The 16,960-nt window shown below is 67.5% G+C and carries 15 protein-coding genes and 1 riboswitch; of the genes, 6 read left to right on the forward strand and 9 right to left on the reverse strand.

Annotated features, from left to right (window positions below; translation table 11 throughout):
* The first annotated feature begins 17 nt into the window (after window positions 1–17).
* Both HOP53_RS20460 and HOP53_RS20465 read left to right on the forward strand, forming a co-directional pair.
* On the forward strand, window positions 18–1,226 hold the full coding sequence (locus HOP53_RS20460) for a benzoate/H(+) symporter BenE family transporter (protein WP_234271712.1): 1,209 nt from the start codon (window positions 18–20) through the stop codon (window positions 1,224–1,226).
* 82 nt (window positions 1,227–1,308) lie between these two features.
* Complete coding sequence (locus HOP53_RS20465; RefSeq protein ID WP_234271713.1) at window positions 1,309–3,024, forward strand: zeta toxin family protein; 1,716 nt, start codon at window positions 1,309–1,311, stop codon at window positions 3,022–3,024.
* 6 nt (window positions 3,025–3,030) lie between these two features.
* Here HOP53_RS20465 and HOP53_RS20470 read toward each other — a convergent pair whose 3' ends face one another.
* Entirely contained in the window at window positions 3,031–3,942 is a 912-nt protein-coding gene (locus HOP53_RS20470; RefSeq protein ID WP_234271714.1) for a LysR family transcriptional regulator, read from the reverse strand.
* 85 nt (window positions 3,943–4,027) lie between these two features.
* A riboswitch (glycine riboswitch) is annotated at window positions 4,028–4,126 on the forward strand.
* A 151-nt stretch (window positions 4,127–4,277) separates the two neighbouring features.
* Between HOP53_RS20470 and HOP53_RS20475 the strand changes: the two genes are divergently transcribed.
* The 4 genes from HOP53_RS20475 (at window position 4,278) to HOP53_RS20490 (ending at window position 8,659) form a co-directional block, all read left to right on the forward strand.
* A complete protein-coding gene (locus tag HOP53_RS20475) occupies window positions 4,278–5,513 on the forward strand; it encodes a D-amino acid dehydrogenase (RefSeq protein WP_234271715.1) in 1,236 nt (411 codons plus the stop codon).
* 154 nt (window positions 5,514–5,667) lie between these two features.
* On the forward strand, window positions 5,668–5,880 hold the full coding sequence (locus tag HOP53_RS20480; protein ID WP_234251736.1) for a DUF3311 domain-containing protein: 213 nt from the start codon (window positions 5,668–5,670) through the stop codon (window positions 5,878–5,880).
* Window positions 5,873–7,336, forward strand: a complete 1,464-nt coding sequence (locus HOP53_RS20485) for a sodium:solute symporter family protein (protein WP_234251737.1) — start codon at window positions 5,873–5,875, stop codon at window positions 7,334–7,336. The genes HOP53_RS20480 and HOP53_RS20485 overlap by 8 nt, the downstream gene beginning before the upstream one ends.
* A gap of 18 nt (window positions 7,337–7,354) precedes the next feature.
* Window positions 7,355–8,659 carry an amidohydrolase gene (locus HOP53_RS20490; RefSeq protein ID WP_234271716.1) on the forward strand — a complete coding sequence of 435 codons (1,305 nt, stop codon included), beginning with the start codon at window positions 7,355–7,357 and terminating at the stop codon, window positions 8,657–8,659.
* A gap of 104 nt (window positions 8,660–8,763) precedes the next feature.
* Here HOP53_RS20490 and gfa read toward each other — a convergent pair whose 3' ends face one another.
* The 8 genes from gfa to pqqA all read right to left on the reverse strand — a co-directional run bounded on the left by gfa (window position 8,764) and on the right by pqqA (window position 16,620).
* On the reverse strand, window positions 8,764–9,339 hold the full coding sequence (gfa, locus tag HOP53_RS20495) for an S-(hydroxymethyl)glutathione synthase (protein WP_234271717.1): 576 nt from the start codon (window positions 9,337–9,339) through the stop codon (window positions 8,764–8,766).
* Window positions 9,340–9,523: 184 nt separating this feature from the next.
* Window positions 9,524–10,633 (reverse strand): S-(hydroxymethyl)glutathione dehydrogenase/class III alcohol dehydrogenase, encoded by a 1,110-nt coding sequence (locus HOP53_RS20500; RefSeq protein ID WP_234271718.1) that lies wholly within the window; start codon window positions 10,631–10,633, stop codon window positions 9,524–9,526.
* Between the two features lie 149 nt (window positions 10,634–10,782).
* The gene (locus HOP53_RS20505; RefSeq protein WP_234271719.1) at window positions 10,783–13,248 is read right to left on the reverse strand and encodes an insulinase family protein; all 2,466 of its coding nucleotides are present in this window, start codon (window positions 13,246–13,248) and stop codon (window positions 10,783–10,785) included.
* Complete coding sequence (gene pqqE, locus HOP53_RS20510; protein ID WP_234271720.1) at window positions 13,245–14,396, reverse strand: pyrroloquinoline quinone biosynthesis protein PqqE; 1,152 nt, start codon at window positions 14,394–14,396, stop codon at window positions 13,245–13,247. Before pqqE ends, HOP53_RS20505 begins: the two co-directional genes overlap by 4 nt.
* Window positions 14,389–14,673, reverse strand: coding sequence for a pyrroloquinoline quinone biosynthesis peptide chaperone PqqD (gene pqqD / locus HOP53_RS20515; RefSeq protein ID WP_234251748.1), 285 nt, complete (start codon window positions 14,671–14,673; stop codon window positions 14,389–14,391). Before pqqD ends, pqqE begins: the two co-directional genes overlap by 8 nt.
* A complete protein-coding gene (pqqC, locus tag HOP53_RS20520) occupies window positions 14,673–15,461 on the reverse strand; it encodes a pyrroloquinoline-quinone synthase PqqC (RefSeq protein WP_234271721.1) in 789 nt (262 codons plus the stop codon). The genes pqqD and pqqC overlap by 1 nt, the downstream gene beginning before the upstream one ends.
* Before the next feature lie 68 nt (window positions 15,462–15,529).
* Window positions 15,530–16,456, reverse strand: coding sequence for a pyrroloquinoline quinone biosynthesis protein PqqB (gene pqqB, locus HOP53_RS20525; protein ID WP_234271722.1), 927 nt, complete (start codon window positions 16,454–16,456; stop codon window positions 15,530–15,532).
* A gap of 92 nt (window positions 16,457–16,548) precedes the next feature.
* Window positions 16,549–16,620 carry a pyrroloquinoline quinone precursor peptide PqqA gene (pqqA, locus tag HOP53_RS20530; RefSeq protein WP_081786101.1) on the reverse strand — a complete coding sequence of 24 codons (72 nt, stop codon included), beginning with the start codon at window positions 16,618–16,620 and terminating at the stop codon, window positions 16,549–16,551.
* Window positions 16,621–16,960 lie beyond the last annotated feature (340 nt).

A 16,960-nucleotide genomic window follows, 5' to 3' on the forward strand; every position in this document is an offset into this window, starting at 1 on the left:
CTCACGCGAGGTGAACCATGTCATTGCGCCAGGACTGGTCGCTGTCGGCCGTGACCGCCGGCTTCGTGGCGGTGCTGATCTCCTACGCCGGCCCGCTGGCGATCTTCTTCCAGGCCGCGCAGAGCGCGGACATCTCCGCCCAGATGATGAGTTCCTGGGTGTGGGCGATCTCCATTGGCGCCGCGGTGTCGGGTATCGGCCTGAGCCTGTGGCTCAAGGTGCCGGTGATCACCGCCTGGTCGGCGCCCGGCACGGCGCTGTTGGTCACGCTGTTTCCCGGGCTGTCGTTGAACGAGGCGGTGGGGGCCTATCTCACCGCCGCCTTGATCGTCTTTGCGGTGGGGGTGAGCGGCACCTTCGACCGTCTCATCGCACTGATTCCGCCCGGCATCGCCGCGGCAATGATGGCCGGCATCCTGTTCCAGTTCGGCCTCGGCGTGTTCACTGCGCTGGAGAGCTCTCCGGCCCTGGCCATGGGCATGCTCGCCGCCTACCTGGTGTTCAAGCGGCTCTTTCCGCGCTACTTCCTGGTGCTGTTGCTGCTGGTCGGGATCGTGCTGGCGGTGGTACTGGAGGGCGCCAGCCTGGCGGGCGTTTCATGGCAACTGGCCGCGCCCGAGCCGATTCGCCCCGAGTGGACGCTGAGCGCCACCTTGAGCCTGGCGCTGCCGCTGGCGCTGGTCAGTCTCACCGGCCAGTTCCTGCCGGGCATGGCGATCCTACGCGGCGCCGGCTACGCCACCCAGGCCCGGCCGATCCTCACCGTCACCAGCCTGGTGTCGATGCCGATGGCGCTGTTCGGTGGCATCACCACGGTGGTGGCGGCCATCACCGCGGCGCTGTGTACCGGCAGGGCGGCCCACCCCGACCCCGCCAGGCGCTATGTGGCCGGGGTGGCCAACGGCGTGTTCTATCTGTTCGGCGCGCTGTTCTCGGGCAGCATCGTGCTGCTGTTCACCTCGCTGCCGGTGACCTTCGTCGCCCTGCTGGCGGGACTGGCGCTGATCGGGGCGATCAGCGGCAACCTCAGTGCCGCGGCAGCCGAGAAGCAGCACCTCGAGGCCTCGATCATCACCTTCCTGGCCACCGCCTCGGGGATGAGCCTGTTCGGTCTGGGCTCGGCCTTCTGGGGTGTGGCGATCGGCTGTGCGGCCTATTTGATCCTGCATCGGCCGTGGGCGCAGCCAAGGCAGCGGGCGGCTTCTGTCGCTGGAGAAAAGCCATGATTGCTCTGGGCAGCGAATTCGGCCAATGTCGAGGCATGAGTGCCGAACATCGGCCGGCAATCGCAGCACGAGCGTGGCTCCCATGTCTGATCGAGAGACCCCCGAGTACTCGGCGTGGAATCCCGGCCTCGAGGCCGACCTGCCCAGGCGCTACCAGCCCCTGGAAACCATCCATCGCGAGGAGAACGTCTATACCCGGCTGAGCGAGATCCCCGAACTGAGAGCCCTCACCGGCCTCGAGGAGGAGGAGCTGGTGGCGTTTCGTGCCGAGCGTCTGGTGCTGCACGAGTTGATCGTGCGGGTGACCGCCGATATCCGAGTGGCCGAGGGGGAAGAGGAGGAAGTGCTGGGGCGCAACTTCCGCCGCATCACCCTGCAGATCCTCAGCGGCTACCTGCTGCCCCACATGCCGGCGCTGCGTCAGGCCTTCGACGAGCTCTACGCGACGATCCGGGCCGGAGTGGGGCAGATCCTGGAAGCGGCCTTCGCCGTCGAGCCGGAAGCGGCCGAGCCCGAGCCCGAGCCGGTCTCGCGGCTGGCCCGCTGGCTGGGCAGGCGTCCGGCGCCGCAGCGGCAGGCCGACCGCCGTACCCTGGAGGAGCGCCACCACGATGCCATCCAGGGCATCAAGCAGCGGGGGCTGGCCGCCCAGGACGAGCTCGCACAGGCCATCTACAAGAGCGCCTATCGGGTGATGAGCTCGATTGCCGCGGTCCAGGGGCATATCGGCGTGGACCGCGAGGTGCTGGCGACGCTGATCGCCCGCCACGCCTGCAACGACTACGGCAGCCGTGTGGTCGGCAACCTGCTGGCGCCACACGTCGAGCGGGCCATCGAGCAGGAGGGCTACGCCCGGGTGCCACTCGCCGACGAGCCGATCCTGATCAGCCTCAAGGGCGCCTCGGCGGCCGGCAAGAGCTCCCTGCGCCACCTGTTGAGATACACCCTGCAGGACCTCGGTATCCCGCCGGAGCAGTACGGCACCATCACGCCCGATATCTGGCGTCGCCTGCTGCTCGACTACGAGACCCTGGGTGAGGCCTACAAGTACGCCGGTCGCCTGGCGGGCAAGGAGGTCAAGCTGATCGACGCCAAGTTGGACCGCTACATTCGCGACAAGGCGCAGCGGGACCGCACCATTCCCAACCTGCTGATCGACCGCTTTCGCTTCGACAGTTTCTCCTCCGACACGGTGCCGCGGCTGCTGGATGGCACCTACGCCAAGTACGTCTCCACCATGCACATGTACTTCATCATCACCCCGCCGGAGGCCACGGTGGAGCGGGGCTGGCTGAGGGGGCTGGAGCGCGGGCGCTACAAGGCGGTGTCGGACTTCCTGGGGCACTGTGTGGAGGCCTACGACGGCATGCCCAGGGTGTTCTTCAAGTGGATGGACAGCCCGCGGCCACGCTTCAAGTACGTGTTCCTCGACAACAGCGTGCCCCGGCACACCCCGCCGGAGGTCGTCGCCCACGGCACCCGCGAAGTGCTGCACGTGCTGGACCCAGTGGGCCTGGTCAACCTCGACCGCTACAAGAAGATCCACACCGCGGCGACGTGTCCGGAGGAGGTCTATCCCGCCGGCGACACCCTGGCCGTGGCCGCCAACTGCACCTTTCTGAAGCAGTGCCTCGCCAAGGTACCGGAGGTGCGCTTCGCCGACCGCGCCAGCGGCAAGGTCTACCTGAGTGCCACCGCGGGCCGCTTCGCGGTGGAGGACGCCGCGCTGCTACGCGCCAAGCGGCAGGACCCGGAACTGGCGGCGCTGTTTGCGGCGCTGGGAGTGCCCGAGGGGTAGTGAATCTCAGCCTTCGACTGGGCGGGCAGGGGCGTCCAGGCTCTCGACCAGCTCGATCAGATTGCAGAGTGCCGGGGAATCGTTGTCGGGCCGCCAGGCGAACCACAGCGGCATGGCGCAGGCGTCGAGCTCCGGCAGGTGCAGGAAGCGGATCCCCGGCATGGGGTGATGACTGCTGGCGGCGGGCAGAATGGCGATGCCGAGCCCCGCGGCCACCATGCTCAGGATGGCGATGTTGTCGGCGCCATACTGCACCACCCGGGGGTGGAAGCTTAGACGCTGGAAGTGGGCCTGCATGCGATCGAAGTAGACCGGCGAAGCGCTGCGAAACCCCCACACGAACTCGGCGTCGGCCAACTGCTCCAGCCTCGTCGGCGGGACCTCGGCCCAGGAAGAACTTGCCGGCACCGCCAGCACCAGCGAATCGTGCTGCAGCAGGCGTGTCTCCAGCCCCGGCTGGCCGCTGTCGTCGAGGTAGAGGATGCCGGCATCCAGGGTGCCCTCCCGCAGCCGTTCCAACTGCGGCCCCGAGAGCAGCGGGAAGACCTCGAAGGCAACCTGAGGGAAGCGCTCGCGATAGCGCCCGAGCAGCCCGGCCACCTGCGGAACCCACAGGTGGGTCACCGTCACGCCCAGGCTGACCTTGCCGACCACCCCCTGTCCCAGCGCGGTGAGGCGTGCCTTGAGCCGCGTGCGGCGGTCGAGCAGCTGCTGTGCTTCCTCATAGAGCGCCTGGCCGGCCACCGTCAGGCGTACGCCGCGGGCATGCCGCTCGAACAGCCGCGTCTCCAGGTCCTCTTCCAGCAGGTGAATCTGACGGGTCAGGGCGGGCTGGGCGACATGCACGCGACGGCTGGCGGCGGAAATGGAGCCGGCCTCGACGACGGCGACAAAGTAGTGCAGTTGGCGGAATTCCATCGGCTCCGATACCTGAATGGCATGGCTTTCATCGATTATTGGTATTTTTCCTATGGATTCCCAGCGCGGATAGTGGCATGACTGATAGTGCGACAGCGGGAGAGACCGGTCCGTGAGCTGCGGCACCGGCGCCGAAGGAGCAACTGCCCCGGAAACTCTCAGGCCACAGGACCGCTTCGCATCACTGATTCCGAAGAGCGGCCGACGACTGCGTCCGTCGGCACACCGAAGGAGCAAGCGGGCATTGCGCGCGTGAATCTCTCAGGTTCCATGACGGATGGGGTACTCGCTGCCGGCTGGCGGCGAGTTCGACCCGACGCGTCTGGAGAAACGCAATGCAACGTATCGCCGTCATCGGCGGTGGCATCACGGGTGTCACCACCGCCTACGCGCTGCTCAAACGCGGCCTGGACGTCACGCTCTACGAGCGCAACCGCTATGCAGCCATGGAGACCTCCTTCGCCAACGGTGGCCAACTGTCGGCCTCCAATGCCGAGGTGTGGACTCACTGGCCCACGGTGCTCAAAGGGCTGCGCTGGATGCTGCGAGCCGATGCGCCCCTGCTGGTGAATCCCCGGCCTACCTGGCACAAGCTGAGCTGGTTCGCCGAGTTCATCGCCGCCATTCCCCGCTATGCCGACAACACCACGGAAACGGCACGCCTGGCGATCGCCGCCCGGGAGTATCTCTACCGCTGGGCGCGCGACGAAGAGATCGAGTTCGACCTCGAGCGGCGGGGCATTCTGCACATCTACCGCGACAGGGCGAGCTTCGAGCATGCAGCCAGAGTCACCAGGTTGCTGGCGAATGGCGGGCTCGAGCGGCGGCCGGTGACGCCCGAGGAGATGCGCGCCATCGAGCCGAATCTGGCCGGCGACTACCATGGCGGCTTCTTCACCGAGAGCGACGCCACGGGCGACATCCACAAGTACACCCAGGGCCTGGCGGCTGCCGTCGAGCGTCGCGGCGGGAGCATTCGCTACGGCCAGGACGTGTCCGGCGTCGGGGCCGATGCCGGCGGAGCCTGGGTCGGCGTGCAAGGCGAGCGGGAGGCGTACGACGGCCTGGTAGTGTGCGCCGGTGTGGCGAGTCGTGGCCTGGCGGCCAGTCTCGGCGACCGTCTCAACGTCTATCCGGTGAAGGGCTACTCGATCACCGTGCATCTCGACGACGCGGCCTCTCGAGATGCGGCGCCGATGGTGAGCCTGCTGGACGACGAGGCCAAGCTGGTCACCAGCCGGCTGGGCGCCGAGCGTTTCCGCGTGGCCGGCACCGCCGAGTTCAACGGCCTCGACCGCGATATCCGTCACGACCGAGTTCGTCCGCTGATCGACTGGGTCGAACGCTGCTTCCCCGGCGTCGGTACCCGGCGGGTCGTGCCCTGGGCGGGGCTGCGCCCCATGCTGCCCGACATGATGCCGCGGGTGGGAAGAGGGCGGCAGCCACGGGTGTTCTACAACACCGGTCACGGTCATCTGGGCTGGACGCTGTCGGCAATCACCGCCGAGCTGGTGGCTGACTCCGTGATGGTGGCCAGAACGGAGCAGGTACGTCCCAGCCTGGCTCAGTAACCGCTCCGCGCGCTTCAGTAAGGAAGCCTTCCACGAGCCATGCCGTCATGGCATGGCTCGCATCCCAAATCCCTATTTTTTCGATCGTGCCGTCTGTCCCATAGTCAGGAGACAACCCACAACAAGACTCGCTGCGGCGAGCTGGACTCTCCCGATGACCAAGACCTACCATCTCCTGACTGGGCTGCACTTCGCCCTGTGCACGCTGGCCATGATCTGGCCCGGTGCGCTGATTGCCAACCGCATCGAGCCCATCGTGCTGGGGCTGCCCTTCCTGTTCTTCTGGTACATCCTGTGGATGCTGGTGCTGTTCGCCGGCATGTGGCTTGCCTACGTCGTACGTCACGGAGGCGGCCGTCATGACTGATTCGCTGATCGTGGTCGGTATCACCCTGACCTATCTCGCCATGGTGCTGTGGGTGGGCCTGCGCGCCCGCGGTCAGCAGAGCTCGAGCCTCGAGGGCTATGTGGCCGGCGGACGCCACGTCGGCGTGGTGATCCTGTTCTTCATCCTCGGTGCCGAGATCTTCTCCGCCTTTGCCTTCCTCGGTGCGCCGGGCTGGGCCTATCAGCACGGCTCGCCGGCCTTCTACATTCTCGCCTACCTGGCGCTGGTGCCGATCACCATCTGGGCGATGGGGCCTCGGGTCGCCGAGCTGGGCCGCCAGAAGGGCTATCTGACCCAGGGCGACATGATCGCCGACCACTACCGGAGCAAGGCGCTGGGTATCCTGGCCGGCACCATCGGCGTGCTGGCGCTGGTACCCTATCTGACCATCCAGATCGCCGGAGCCGGGCTGCTCTTCCAGGCCGCCACCGATGGGTTGATTCCCTTCTGGCTCGGCGCCCTGCTGGCCTTCATGGTGGTGGCGGCCTACGTGTTCTGCAGCGGCCTGAGCGGCATCGGCTGGACCAATCTGGTGCAGGGCATCATGATGATCGCCATCGCCTGGTTTCTGGGCCTGGCCGTGTCGCAGCGCCTCTACGGCGGGGTCGGCGAAATGTTCCTCCAGCTTCAGCAGGCGGCGCCCGAGTACCTGACCATGCCCGGCGCCAGCGGCATGAGCTGGGGTTACTTCAGCACCGCGGTGCTGGTCAGCGCCTTCGGCGGGGCCATGTGGCCGCATCTGTTCATGAAGTTCTACTCCGCCGACAGCGGCCGCACCCTGCGCAAGGTCAGCGTCTTCTATCCGCTCTACGCCTACCTGCTGGTGCCGCTGCTGTTCATCGGCTTTGCCGGCGTGCTGGTGTTCGCCGACGAGCCGCTGGCGCGCTCGGATACCGTGCTGCTGCGCATGGTCATGGACGTGGCCAATTTCTCCCCCTGGGTGATCGGATTGATGCTCTCCGGTGCGCTGGCGGCGGCCATGTCCACCGGCGCCAACCTGGCCCATACCGCGGCCATCGTACTGGTACGCGATGTGCTGGGGCCCACCGTGATGCAGCGCGCCAGTGAACGGACCGTGGTCAGCGCCACCCGCTGGAGCGTGGTCGGCCTGTCGCTGATCGCCTATCTCTTCGCCCTGGCAAATCCCGCTTCCCTGGTCCTGCTGCTGCTCGGCGCCTATGGACTGATCGTACAGCTCTTCCCCATGGTGATCGGCGCCCTGTTCCTGCCGCGACTGCGTCGCACCAGCGTCATGGCGGGCGCCCTGATGGGCAGCCTGGCCTATCTGCTGATGGACTTCGTCTGGAGCTCGCCGCTGGGCTGGCATGCCGGCGTATGGGCGATGCTGCTCAACGTGGGCGTGGTAGCGGCCTGGCAGGGGCTATCCCGCTCTGCTCGTCAGGGCCACCCCTTATCCAGCACTCCAAGTCACTGAACCGCCACGGAGGCCATGATGACGATCTTATCCCCCACTCTGGACCTCAAGGGCGCCGTTCGCGCCCAGGTGGAGGCTGGCTTCGATGAGGTACAGGCGCTTTACCGCCAGTTGCACCGCTACCCCGAGCTGCCCTTCCAGGAGCACAAGACCAGCGCCCGCCTCGCCGAGGCGCTGGGGAGCCTGGGGTTCGAGGTGACCCGTGGCGTGGGTGGTACCGGTGTCGTGGCCCTGCTGCGCAACGGCGAGGGTCCCACCGTGATGCTGCGCGGCGACATGGATGCTTTGCCCATCGAGGAGCGCACCGGGCTCGAGTTCGCCAGTCGGGAGAGCGCCGAGAACGCCCAGGGCGAGCGGGTGCCGCTGATGCACGCCTGCGGCCATGACCTGCACAGCAGCTGCGTGGTCGGTGCCGCCGGTGTGATGGCAGCACTGAGAGAGCGCTGGAATGGCACCCTGATGCTCATCTGCCAGCCTGCCGAAGAGATCTTCAGTGGTGCCAGGGCCATGCTCGACGACGGCCTTTACGAGCGCTTCGCCCGGCCTGACGTGGTGCTGGGCCAGCACAACATGCCGGCGCTGGCCGGCACGGTCGGGCACATTGCCGGCCGCGCCATGGCCGCCTGCACCAACCTGGCGGTGACGATTCACGGCGCCGGCGGGCATGGCTCCATGCCCGCCCAGACGGTGGACCCGGTGGTGATCGCCGCTCACGTGGTCACTCGCCTGCAGACCATCGTCGCTCGTGAGGTACCGCCGGAGGAGACGGTGGTGGTCACCGTTGGCAAGCTGCAGGCCGGCACTCAGGCCAACATCATCCCCCATTCGGCCGAGCTCGAGATCAACGTGCGCAGCTTCGACGACACCCTGCATCGCCAGGTGGTAGCCGCCATCGAGCGCATCGTACGCGCCGAGTGCGAGGCCGGGCGCTCGCCCAGAGCGCCGGAGTTCCTTGTGCTGAACGAGACCATCGCCCTGCACAACGACCCCGTGGCAGTCGACCACGTGCGCCGGGCTCACGCCGGGCACTTCGGGTCGGAGCGTCTCTACGAGATGCCACGGCTCAACGGCAGCGAGGATTTTCCCTTCTTCGGCAATGCCGAGGCCGGCGGGTTCGGCGGCGAGGACATTCCCTACGTCTACTGGTTCATCGGCGCGACGCCGGTATCACGCTGGGCGGAGACGCCGGGGGCGAGCGTGGCCGACAAGATGCGCCACCTCGAGATGCCGCACTCCCCCTACTATTTCCCGGGCAACCCCGAGACCCTGCGCACCGGCATCGAGGCGCTGGCGGCGGCAGCGCTGGCCTATTTGGGCGAGTAAGGGCGAGGTGCGGCCCGCCGCACAAGGCGAAAGTGACCGGGCCCGCTATCGAGGTTAGATCAGCATGGCGGGCCCGGACGCTTTCAGGAAGATGAACGCTACCGTCACAGCACCCCCTTGGCCTTGGCGGTATGCGTGGCGATGGCGTCCATCAGCGGCGGCGAGAGGCAGTCGTAGGGTGGCAGGCCCAGCTCCTGTAGCCGTGAGCGTACCGCGCCCATGTTCTGCGGGTCGGCGCCGGACTCGATGATCGACGAGACGAAGGCGGCGAACTCGGGGCCGGCCCAGCCCTGATCATGGGACAGCTCGGTATGGATGAAGTCGAGCCCGTGGAAGGGGTGGCCGGTGTTCTCGATGCGGCCGTACATGTGCACGCCGCAGCCGGTGCAGGCATGGCGCTGAATGGCTGCGGCCGGGTCGACCACCTGAAGCTTCTCCTCGTGGGCGGTGACCTTGAGCTTGTCGCGGGGCACCACGGCCACCATCGAGAACAGCGCGCCCTCGGGTTTCCAGCACTTGGTGCAGCCGCAGACATGGTTGTGGGCGCACTGGGCGTCGATCGTCACCTCGACCCGGTCGCTCGGGCAGTGGCAGTGGAGCTTGCCACCGGTGAAGCTGTCGCTGCCGCGCTTGACGCCGTCGTCCACGGCGGGATGGATGTGAACGTTGTGGTGGCTCATGGTGGGTTGACTCCCCTGTGTTGTCGTTTTTTCGGGGTTTCTCGCCGCAGGCGGCGGCCGGGGCGTGCTCTGTGTCGCGGCGGCGGGCTTGCCGCCGAACCAGCGCTGTATCATATCCATCAGGCTCATGCTGCCTCCTTGTCCCCTGGACGTGTATCGCTCTTGTGACGCTTTCGCGCGGCTGTCAATAATGCAGCACCGTACGAATGCTCTTGCCCTCATGCAGCAGCTCGAATGCCTCGTTGATCTGCTCGAACGGCATGTCGTGGGTGATGAACTCGTCGATCTTGATCTCGCCGTCCATGTAGCGCTGCACGTAGCCGGGCAGCTCGCTGCGCCCCTTCACCCCGCCGAACGCCGAGCCGCGCCACACCCGCCCGGTGACCAGCTGGAACGGCCGCGTCGAGATCTCCTCGCCGGCACCGGCCACACCGATGATCACCGATTCGCCCCAGCCCTTGTGGCAGCACTCCAGCGCCGAGCGCATCACGTTGACGTTGCCGATGCACTCGAAGGAGTAGTCGACCCCGCCGTCGGTCATGTCGACGATCACCTGCTGGATCGGATCGGAATGCTCCTTGGGATTGACGAAGTCGGTGGCGCCGAACTGCTTGGCCAACGTGAACTTGTCCGGGTTGACGTCGATGGCGATGATGCGACTGGCCTTGGCCATCACCGCGCCCTGGATCACCGCCAGGCCGATGGCGCCGAGGCCGAACACCGCGACGGTAGCGCCCGGCTCCACCTTGGCGGTGTTGAGCACCGCGCCGATGCCGGTGGTCACGCCGCAGCCGAGCAGGCAGATCTTGTCCAGCGGCGCCTCCTTGGAGACCACCGCCAGGGAGACCTCGGGCAGCACGGTGTACTCGCTGAAGGTCGAGCAGCCCATGTAGTGGTGCAGCATCTTGCCGTCGAGCGAGAAGCGCGAGGTGCCGTCGGGCATCAGCCCCTGGCCCTGGGTGGCGCGCACCGCCTGACACAGGTTGGTCTTGCCCGAGCGGCAGAACTTGCACTTGCCGCACTCGGCGGTATACAGCGGAATGACGTGATCGCCGGGCTTGAGGCTGGTCACCCCTTCGCCCACTGCCTCGACGATGCCGGCGCCCTCGTGGCCCAGCACCGAGGGGAACAGCCCTTCGGGGTCGGCGCCGGAGAGGGTGAAGGCGTCGGTGTGGCACACGCTGGTGGCCTTGATTCGTACCAGCACCTCACCGGCCCTGGGATCCTGGACGTCGATCTCGGTGAGTTCGAGGGGTTGGCCCGCGGCCATGGCAACGGCGGCGCGAGATTTCATCGGCAGGTCTCCCTGGTTTGTTGTGGTATGGGGCGCTGCGGCGCCCGTCATGGGATGACGCTGATGTCAGTCTAGGTGAGTCGAGGCGGGGCGATTGTGGCGCAGTGGCATAACAGAGTTGCTGGTGGGCAACATTCTCGTAACAAGTGTTACGGGTGGGCTGCGCTTGGGTCATGCAGCCACCAGCGCTGCGCCAGGCGACCCTCGGCGATGGCGCTGGCCATCGCCGTGATCTCACCGGCATGCAGTGAGGTGAGGGCCTGGCTTTCGGCTTCCCACGGCAGGGGCTGCCAGGCATCCGCCTGTGGCTGACGGCGCAGCGCTTGCCACAAGCGGCTCAAGGCCTCGGTATGGGTCTCGGGCGGGCCGGCGGCGGCAAGCAGGGCGCGTTTGCGGTTTGCCATTGCCGTTTCGTCGAGGCGCGCCAGCGCTTCGCCCTGGTGGGCCAGGAATTCGCCGATGGCCTGGCGTAACGCGTCCACCCCCGTGCCTGGCGACTGCACCACGTAGCCCAGCCGCGGGTAGCCCGCCGCTTCGCGGTAGCGTACCGCCGCCACGTAGCCGAGCCCACGTTGCTGGCGCATCTCCTGATGAAAGGCGGCATCGTGACACTGGGCCAGCAACTGCAGCAGCCAGCGGCTTTGGGGCGTGTCGTCCGGGCCGGCAATCTCGAGCATCACGGCATGGTCGTCTGCCTGCGCTGAGAGCCAGTGTGTCTCTGCGGTAACCTCGTGCGCTGTGTCGTCGTTCCGTCGGCTTGCCGCCAGCCGCCGCAGCAGGGTCTCGGCTGCCTGGGTATCGGTGTCGCCGTACACCCAGGCAAGCGGCTGCTGGTTCGGCTTACCGGGCGTGCCGGGCGGTGGCAGGGTTTCCAGACGTGCCAGCATACGCTGGGCCAATAGCCCCTTGGGCGCTTCGTCGCGGGGCCGCGTCACCGTCTCGGGCCAGCATGCGACGGCCAGCTCCACCAGGGCGTCCAGCCGTTCGGCCGGGCCCGTGGCGATCAGCCAGTCGCCGCGAACGTCGCCGTCGCAGCGGAGCTGCAGGCCATTGGCGGCGGCGGCCTGACGCAGCGGCAGGGCATTCTGCCGCCACTGGGCCAGACGTGCGGTCTGGTGTGCGAGCGAGGCGGACCAGCCCAGGCAGAACCATGCCGGCGGTGCGCCGGGCAGCTGCAGCGGATCGCCGGCCCAGAGCTGAAATCCCACGCCCTGATTCAGCAGGTGTGGGTCGGGTTCATCAGCGCTCGGTCGTAGGGTGCGGGCCGGCAGCGCGGGGGCCGCGCGCCAGGGCAACGGCAGCTCTGCCTCTGACAGCGACTGCGGCTGCCAGACCGTGCCGGTTTCGGTCAGGCGCTTCCAACTGCCGGGGGCATGTGGAGATTGCCACAGCAGCCGGCACTGCTCGGTGGCGAGCCAGGGCAGCAGGGCTTTCGGCGGCGCTGCCTGGCCATCGTTGCCACGATCGCTGCTGCTGCCCGAACCGGCCAGGCGGCAGGCGCACCGGCGGGGCCAGGCATCCAGCTCGATGGCGGCGGGGGGGCGTGTGGCCAACGGCGAGACGAGGGCCCGCTCGAGCGCCGTGCGGCAGGCGGCCAGCAGCGTCTGGACGGCCTCTTCGTCGGGTGCCGGTGCCAGGCGCAGCGCCAGGGCCGCTCCGGTGCCTTGTGGGGTGAGCGTCACGTCGAAACTGTCGAGCTCCACGGCGGCCTGCAGCGTGGCGGCCAGCCGTCCGTCGGCCAGTCGCGCGGCCACGCCGGAGAGCCAGTCGCTGTGGCTGGCATCGAGCTCGTCAGGCAGTGGCCACAACAACTCCAGCGCCGACGTGCCGGGCGTGGCCTGGGGCGAATGCCAGGCCACGCCGCCAGGCTCGCCCCAGCGCCAGGTGCGAGGAAGCGGTGAGGGGTCGCCTATGGGGAGCGCCGCGCCGTGGCGCGCGAGCAGCTCGAGCTGTGCTGCGAGCGGCAGCGGCCCCAGCATGGCCAGCGCCATGCGGCCGCTGCGGTAGTGACGAGCGTGAAAGTCGCTGAGCCGGGAGACCAGGTGAGTCGCATCGTCGCCCAGGCTCTTGCGGTTGCCGGCGTGGCAGAGCCGGGCGGGGTGGCCTTCACGACAGAGCCGGCCGAGTGCCGCCAACCGGTGCAGGTCGGGGTCGGCCAGCCGGGCGCGGAACTCCGCGTCGAGTACCTCTACCTCCCGGGCGATGGATTCGGGAACCAGCCGGGGCCGGGCCAGCATGTCCACCAGTCGGGCGAGGCCGTCATCGGTCTCGTCCGGCGGCAGGTGCAGGTGTACGTCGGTAACGGTGTCGTCGGTACGCGCGTTGTAGCGCCCGCCCCGCTCGCCGACCCAGTGCGCCAGCTCGCCAGCCTCGGGATAGCGGGTCGAACCCAGGAACAGGGCATGCTCGAGCAGGTGGGCCAGGCCGCGGCAGTCGTCGGGCTCGTCCAGGTAGCCCACCCCCACCGCGGCGACCAGGCGCTGCAGGCGCGCGTTGGGCACTTCCGCCGCAGCGATCCACAGCCCGCTTGGCAGTTGCACCTCTTGCAAGCGGCTGCCCGGCGGCAGCCCCGCGCGGCGGGCCGCGTCGTCGTCGAGAGGGGGCGGGGCGTTCATTGGCGGCAGAACACTCGCGACTCATGCACGTTGCGCAGGGTCAGCGCCTCGATGGCGCGGGTGGCTGTGTCGGCCTCGCGGCGGGCAGCCTCGATCAAATGGTGATTCGGCGACAGCGAGCAGACCGGGTCGGTGGCTGCGGCATCGCCGGTGAGCAAGTAGGCCTGGCAGCGGCAGCCGCCGACGTCCTTGTGGCGTTCGTCACAGCTGCGACAGGGCTCCTGCATCCAGGCGTCGCCGCGGTAGCGGTTGAACGGCTCGCTGTCGTACCAGATCTCCCTGAGACCCCGGTCGCGCACGTTGGGAAACGTCATCGGCAGCATGCGCGCGCTGTGACAGGGCAGCACCGCTCCGTCCGGGGCCACGGTCATGAAGATCGAGCCCCAGCCGCCCATGCACGCCTTGGGGCGCTCGCCGTAGTAGTCGGGCACCACGAACAGCAGGCGCATGTCGCGGCCGCGCTCGGCCAGACGCTCGCGCCAGCGCGCGGTGGTAGCCTCGGCGGCCTCGAGCTGGGCGCGGCTCGGCAGCAGGCCCTCTCGGTTGAGGTGGGCCCAGCCGTACATCTGGCAGTTGGCCAGCTCCACCGCGTCGGCCCCCAGCTCGTCGCACAGGGCGATGATCTCGTCGATGCGGTCGATGTTGTGCCGGTGCAGCACCACGTTGAGCACCATGGGGTAGCCGGCGGCCTTGACCGCCCGCGCCATGGTCAGCTTCTTGGCATGGGCCTTGGGCGAACCGGCCACGGCTGCCGCCACGTCCGGGTCGGCGGCCTGCAGGCTGATCTGGATATGGTCGAGGCCGGCCTCGCGCAGCGCCTCGATGCGCGCCTCGTCGAGACCGAGCCCGGAGGTGATCAGGTTGGTATAGAAGCCGAGGCGGCGAGCCTCGGCTACCAGCTCTTCCAGGTCGTGCCGCACCAGCGGTTCGCCGCCGGAAAACCCCATCTGCACGGCGCCCATGGCGCGGGCCTGGCGCAGCACCTCGGTCCACTCCGCGGTGGTGAGCTCCTCCTGCACCGCGGCGAAGTCCAGCGGGTTGGAGCAGTAGGCGCACTGCAGCGGGCAGCGGTAGGTGAGCTCGGCGAGCAGCCACAGCGGCGCGCCGGTGGCGCCATTGACAGCGGCGGTGTCGGTTCGGTCAGTCATGCTGAATCCACCCTTGTCGGGCGGCATCGAGCAGGAATTCGTGTACGTCCTGCTCGATCGCCGCAGCGGGGGCATCGGGGAACTGTGCCTGCAGGTTGGCCACCAGGCTGGCCACGTCGCGCTGGCCATCGAGCTGGCCGAGAATGGCGCCGGCACTGTCGTTGAGCTGCACCATACCCTCGGGGTAAAGCAGCACGTGACGGCCCTGGGCCTCTTCCCACTGCAGGCGCCAGCCGGGGCGCAGACGATAGACGGTAGCGGACTCGATCATGGCCATCACAGCCCCCTGTGGTAGACGCGCCGGTCGGTGACCGAGTGGTAGGGCGGCTGCTCGAGCTGGTAGGCCAGGGTCATGGCGTCGAGCATCGACCACAGCACGTCGAGCTTGAATTGCAGGATCTCCAGCGCGCGCTGCTGGGCAGCGGCGGTGGTGCACACGGCCAGCGCCACCTCCAGGCCGTGGTCGACGTCGCGGCGTGCCTCCTTCAAGCGCTTGCGGAAGTAGCCGTAGCCGGTCTCGTCGATCCAGGGATAGTGGGTCGGCCAGGTGTCGAGCCGGCTCTGGTGTGCCTGAGGGGCGAACAGCTCGGTGAGCGAGGAGATCGCCGCTTCCTGCCAGCTCGCTCGGCGCACGAAGTTGACGTAGGCATCCACCGCGAAGCGCACGCCGGGCAGCACGTGTTCCTGAGTCCAGAGCTCGTTGCGGGAGAGGCCCACCGCTTCGCCAAGGGTCAGCCAGGCCTCGATGCCGCCGCCGTCGTCATCATGGCCGTCGTGATCGAGCAGGCGCTGGATCCAGCGGCGACGGGTAGCGGCGTCGGGGCAGTTGGCCAGCAGCGCGGCGTCCTTCTGCGGGATCATCACCTGGTAGTAGAAGCGGTTGGCCACCCAGCCGCGAATCTGCTCCGGCGTCGCGCGTCCTTCGGCCATGTCGACCTGATAGGGGTGGTGAACATGGTAGTAGTCGCCCTTGGCCAGCAGCGCTTCGCGGAACGCCTCGGGGGAAAGCGCCGGGGTGTCGGGATCCACCGTCGAGACGGCGAAAGGGGATGCGATCGAACTCATGAGACGATTCCTTCCCAGTGCGTGCGAGCGGATGCGCTATCGTTGTGACGCCGTTCGGTGCGCCGGGTTCAGATCTCGAGGCGCATGCCATCGAAAGCCACTTCGATGCCGGTTTCCGTGAGCGTAGCACGCTCCGCGGAGCGCTCGTCGAGGATCGGATTGGTGTTGTTGATATGGATCAGCACCCGGCGGGTGGACGGCGGCAAGCGCCCCAGCTCTTCCAGCAGACCGCCCGGTCCGGCCAGAGCCAGGTGGCCCATGTCAGCGCCGGTCGACTTGCCCACCCCGGCACGCAGCAGTTCGTCGTCATGCCACAGGGTGCCGTCGACCAACACGCAGTCCGCTTGGCTGAGGTAGCCGCGTACCCGCTCGTCGAGGCGTCCGAGCCCCGGGGCATAGAACAGCCGCGTGCCGCGGGCCCGGTCCTCGATCAGCAGGCCGATGTTGTCGCCCGGCGTCGGTGCGCCGCGGCGGGGCGAATAGGGCGGCGCGTTGCTGTCCAGCGCCGCCGCGGTGAACGACAAGCCCGGACAGGCAGGCACCTCGAAGGTGGCCTCCAGATGAGCTTCATCGATGCCGATGGCCCGCCGGTTCAGTCCTCCCCAGTGTTCGAGCATGGTGAACAGTGGAAAGCCGCTGCTCAGGTCCTGATGCACGTTAGGCGTGCACCACACGTCGAAGGGGCAGCCTTCGCGCAGCGACAGCAGGCCGGTGGTGTGGTCGATCTGGGCATCCATCAACAGCACGCCCGAGATACCGCTGTCGCGGGGAATGCGGCGCGGGTGCAGCTCGGGATTGGCGGCCAGTTGGGTACGGATGTCGGGCGAGGCGTTGCACAGCAGCCAGCGCTCACCGTCGGCGCTGATGGCAACGGATGACTGGGTACGAGGGGTTGCCTCGATGCTGCCGGTGCGCAGGCCATGGCAGAGCGAACAGTTGCAGTTCCACTGTGGATAGCCACCGCCGGCGGCGGCGCCGAGGACCAGTACGTGCATTCAGGACTCCGTGGCGAAGGTGAACCCGATAAAACGACCGGCTGACGCCCGCGAAGAGCGTCAGCCGGTCGAGTCCGTGCCGAAGGGATGGTTCAGCGATTGGAGATATATAGCGTCACTTCGAAGCCCAGACGCAGGTCGGTATAAGCAGGCTTGGTCCACATAAGAACTCCTCCACATGGGTGGATTGATGGCATGCCCATTCAGTAAAGCAGCTAATGGCTTCGCTACCTTGCGACCTAAGTCTAGTAAGGGCAAATAAGATCCGTCAAAAGTCTCCGAATGAGGAGACATAGGCTCTTGAAATGCCGCAATGGCGGGGGGTTGGCTCGGGTGGTCCAGGATTGTTGCCCAGAGGCAATAGTCTTTTTATTCCCAGCTATACCTAAATTAACTGATCTGCTCATGCTCCTGCCGATGTTGTGCTAGACCTGATCTTGTCAATACCTGAAACACAATTACACAAGATGTGCCGCTTTCCCCAGGCACACCTTCAGTGAGACG

It is taken from the genome of Billgrantia ethanolica (genome assembly GCF_021404305.1).
Classification (GTDB): Bacteria; Pseudomonadota; Gammaproteobacteria; order Pseudomonadales; family Halomonadaceae; genus Halomonas; species Halomonas ethanolica.